Here is a 4,157-nt window from a genome sequence, read left to right as displayed (position 1 = left end):
ATCGGGGTGTTCTTCCCCAAAGCGTTCTCTAGTAGCTAATAAACATTTTTTCTGCCAAGGTAAAGCTTGCTCGTAAGCTCCTTGTCCTTGGTAAAATCTGCCCAAACTGACGAAAGGCCAAGTTAAATCATTATCACTTAACCAAGTTTGGTAAATTGTGGCAACTTCCTCAAGGTGAGGGATAGCCAGGTTTGCTTGAGCAATTTCTATCAATGTGGGTGTCTGTGGAATCTTCTTGGCAACTGCTACCACCGCTTGACAAAAGCCGCGCTTGAGTTCGTCAACTTCCGCTAACTCTTCCAACTTCTGCCGCAATAATTCCTGAATGCGTTCGTGAATTTGGTAAGTTTCCTCTGCCAACTCTTGCAGCAAATAACGCTCAACTAAAATATTGCCGTTAGCTTTCAGGTCAAATTCTAAATTACTAGCACTCGCTGCTGATTCTACCAAAGACCAGGGAATAGGAGCTAAAGCAAACAAACTCAACAAACAAGCCAACTTTTGCGCCTCTTGTTCTAAGCACTCCCAATTCAAATCAAAGGCTGCTGCTACACCAGACTCACCTGTTGCTGCTTGCTTTTGTTGTAGCCTTGCAAGGATGTCCTTTAACATAACACTCTCCTTGGTTCTCGGCTGTATGCTGCCACTTGGTACAGTCCAATTGGTATATAACCCACAAACTGACAAAGCTTTTGGGCAAATTCTAATTCTCCTTCAACCCTGTCGCGTCCCAATAACTTGGTTAATAATTCTAAGGCTGCATCTGCTGACAATTCACCTAACGGCAGAGAGGGATATATCAAGCCAGTATTTTGACGACTGGTGATTAACACTTTAAAGCGAGAACCCTTAGCTGGCAGATAGTCTTTAATTTGCTTCCAGTCTTTAACATCATCAAACACCAATAAAGCTTTCCCCGTTTGCCAATTCCGCCAACAATAAGCAACCTTACCAGTCAGGCTTAATTCCTGGGGAGGGTAAAAGTTAAGAAAATTCACCATGCCAAACTCTACTAACTGTGTTCCTAATTCAGCACCTTGGGGATTCAACCAGCAACACCCGCCAGGATAATCTTCTAAATGTTGCCATGAGTATTGAATGGCTAACTCTGTTTTACCTACCCCACCTTTTTCAGTCGCATCGCTAATTACAACTACATCATGTTCTTTTAATAGCTGATGCAGTTCTGCTAACTTCTCATCTCTACCGACAAATTTAATGGCGTTACTCTGTTGAATATTGTGAGGGATATCAAAAGGGTTGTAATGATATTTCTCTTGATCTCCATCCCAATTACGGTAATAAAAATAAGTCGGCAGTTGTTTTTTATCTAAACTTTGAAATTGCTGTTTAACTTGTTCCGCAACCGCCAACATATCCGGCGGAAAGCTTTCATTCCCTTGTATTAAAGCCTCCCTCACCGCTTGGGAAAAATACCCCGTTTTCTCTGCCGAGTTTACCTTAGCTGTTTCTCCTTCCCGCGCTGCCAGTAACACAAACTGTTGACTATCCGTTCTTGGCTTCCCACTAGGAAATGTTTTTCCACCTAAATTAGTTGGTGTTTCTCTAAGATAATTAGCACAGGCATCAATAATACAGACGTGATGACGAATGCCAAACCTATCAGAACCCAATAACAGCAGCAAGGAATGTAAATCTAGATTTAGCCAACTCTGTTTAGTCGCATCAGCACAAATCAACCTACGTTCTCGTTCTGAAGAAATCAAACCATGCCCAGCCCAGAATATGTAGAGCAAATCACCTGATTTTTGTGAGAGAAAGTTAGTCACAATATCGTAGAGATTTTGTTCTGTCGCTAACTCCACCGTTAACTCACATTCCCCAACCAAGTGATCATTTTCTGGCAATGACGACAAGCACAGCCGAATATTCCCCTGTGGTACACCACACCCACACAACCACCGCGCAAACCTCAGCGCGTCTTCGGCTTGTCCCCCTCCGAGTACATTCCATTGAGGTTCGTGATATTTTTCAATACCCACCACCAACCCATAAGTACGTTCCGGTTTAGCCGTCAACTGCATGATGATTTAGTTTCTCAGGTGATGGGAAAATCGAGGGGTTCAGATCCCCGACTTCTTTAAGAAGTCGGGGATCTGGAAGTCGGGGATCGTGGTATTTATTGAGGTGTTTAACTGTCATTCTCAGTATTTTCATCTGGCATGGTTTCTGTGTCAGATGTGCCAATAGCTTGTAGAACCTGTTTAATTATCTTGGGGTGCATAACTTTGCCTGAATGAAAAGGAATCACAACTCTCACTGCTTCTCGAAGATAAACTCTATGACTTCCTTTACTTCTAATTTGAATAAAGCCTGCTTTCAACAAAAGGCTTTCAGCTTCTGTTGCAGTGAGGCGAGGCTGTTTAGGCAACTTTAACCTCCAACGTCATTGTTAATATTTCTTTGTTTTGAAGTGCCTGCTTTTCTGCATGAGACAATGTTTCTATGTACAGTTCAACCGCTTCTTTAATATTTTCTTGTACTTCTGCTAGTGAATCACCTTGAGATTGACAACCAGGAAGTTCAGGACAATAAGCATAATATCCATCTTCATCTTTTTCGATGACAATGCTGACTTTATAGGACATATCAAATTTACCTTTACCCTGCTAATATACGGAAAATCGAGGGGTTCAGATCCCCGACTTCTCAAAGAAGTCGGGGATCTTTTTGTTCATCACGGCAACCTTGCAAAAATCGCCTCCCAAGTTTTAGCATTTGTCCAATAAGCACCATGAGAACGAGGGAATGGTTGTTTGCTATCCACCACTACATCCTGAACATTAGGAAAAATTCTACTACCAACGTAGCTGAGGAAATCCCGTAAATCATAAATATTTAACCATTCCGGGAAATATTCCGGCAATGGTTGACCATATTCTAGACTGTACAAAGCATTAATCTCATATAAAAACGGTGCTTGAGAACCCACCGTAACCAATAATTCCACCTGAGACAGTGGTTGCTGCGCCAGCAAATCTACACAAGCGATTCCCCCTAAACTATGGGCGAGTAACACTACCGGCGGTTCAGCTTGGGCGATTTGTTCTTTGATAAAAGCCCGAATTTTCTCCCCCCGCGTCTGATACAACAGGATATCAGAGGGCATAGGCGAAACCTTATCAGTCACAGCACCACGCCTGCGTTTGACATAATTTGTCCCCAGGTGCAGCAATGGCTTGACTAACCAATCACCCAAACCTAACTGCGCCTCAGCTAAAGTCAAAACCAGGGATTCTACAACTTTGTCTCGCAATTTTGCATCAGTGAGTATGGGCGGAAATTTTTCCTGTTGTTCACTAATCAACATCGCTTCGGCGACAATTGCCCTAGCGACAACTGCCGAATACTCATTTAAATCAGATTCGCTAACTATGGGTAAAACTTCCTCATAAGCCTGAGAGTGAATCACCACCTCTCGCGCTTCTCCAAACACTCCAGTAATTCCCGCTTTGGACAATTCCGCTTCTAGTTCGGCGGTAGGTGTGAAATTCTCAACCTGCCTCTGTAACCTATCTGCGGGCTGTTCCCCAAAAGGATTTGAGCTACCTTCCTCAATCGATTTTAATGAGAGCAGGCGCAATTCATACAAAGGATCGCGATATAATTCACCCCACAGGACAACATCTGGGTCTTCTGTCTCCACCTCATCTAAAGCCAGTGTCCCATCATATAAAGGCACTGATGCACCGTTAGCATTTAACTTTGTGCCGAACACATCACCCCAAACACAAGGCGCAACTGTAATATCTGGATTGTGGGCGTGAATTTTTTGCTCAATTATCTGAAAAGTTTCCTCATATTCCCGTCCCCTTACCCCTGTGCCGTGTACAAAGATTACGGTGGTCACGTCGCTGCGCTCCGAATATAAAATTCAAAATTCAAAATTAATTACTCCACGGATAAGTAAAACAGGGTAAATAATTAAAGGTTTGTAGTGAGAACTTTAGTTCTCTCTGCGTTCGCATAGCGTGTCGTAGACAGACGCTCCGCGAACAAAAAAGGACTAAAGTCCTCTCTACGAGACGCTACGCGAATACTACGAACTCAATCCTAGTCTTTTTACATTGCTTAACATAGTTTGGGTTCCTAGTCTTTTTACATTGCTTAACATAGTTTGGGTTTTTCAAGTTGTT

At 42.8% G+C, this 4,157-nt stretch carries 5 protein-coding genes; all 5 read right to left on the bottom strand.

Annotated elements, in window-relative coordinates:
* Positions 1-612, bottom strand: a 612-nt coding sequence (locus tag VB693_RS28860) for a tetratricopeptide repeat protein (RefSeq protein WP_323269267.1), incomplete at its 3' end; no start/stop codon positions are given.
* Entirely contained in the window at positions 606-2,045 is a 1,440-nt protein-coding gene (locus VB693_RS28855) for an NB-ARC domain-containing protein,Caspase domain-containing protein (protein WP_323269266.1), read from the bottom strand. The genes VB693_RS28860 and VB693_RS28855, both read right to left, overlap by 7 nt.
* Before the next feature lie 107 nt (positions 2,046-2,152).
* Complete coding sequence (locus tag VB693_RS28850) at positions 2,153-2,392, bottom strand: type II toxin-antitoxin system HicA family toxin (RefSeq protein ID WP_323269265.1); 240 nt, start codon at positions 2,390-2,392, stop codon at positions 2,153-2,155.
* On the bottom strand, positions 2,385-2,609 hold the full coding sequence (locus VB693_RS28845; protein WP_323269264.1) for a type II toxin-antitoxin system HicB family antitoxin: 225 nt from the start codon (positions 2,607-2,609) through the stop codon (positions 2,385-2,387). The genes VB693_RS28850 and VB693_RS28845 overlap by 8 nt, the downstream gene beginning before the upstream one ends.
* 89 nt (positions 2,610-2,698) lie before the next feature.
* Positions 2,699-3,871 (bottom strand): hypothetical protein, encoded by a 1,173-nt coding sequence (locus VB693_RS28840; protein WP_323269263.1) that lies wholly within the window; start codon positions 3,869-3,871, stop codon positions 2,699-2,701.
* Between the last annotated feature and the right edge of the window lie 286 nt (positions 3,872-4,157).

Source organism: Anabaena sp. UHCC 0399, from assembly GCF_034931465.1.
In the GTDB taxonomy this organism is placed as follows: Bacteria; Cyanobacteriota; Cyanobacteriia; order Cyanobacteriales; family Nostocaceae; genus Trichormus; species Trichormus minutissimus.
The sequence above is the reverse complement of the archived record's forward strand: the minus strand, read 5'-3'. Positions and strand labels throughout refer to the sequence as shown.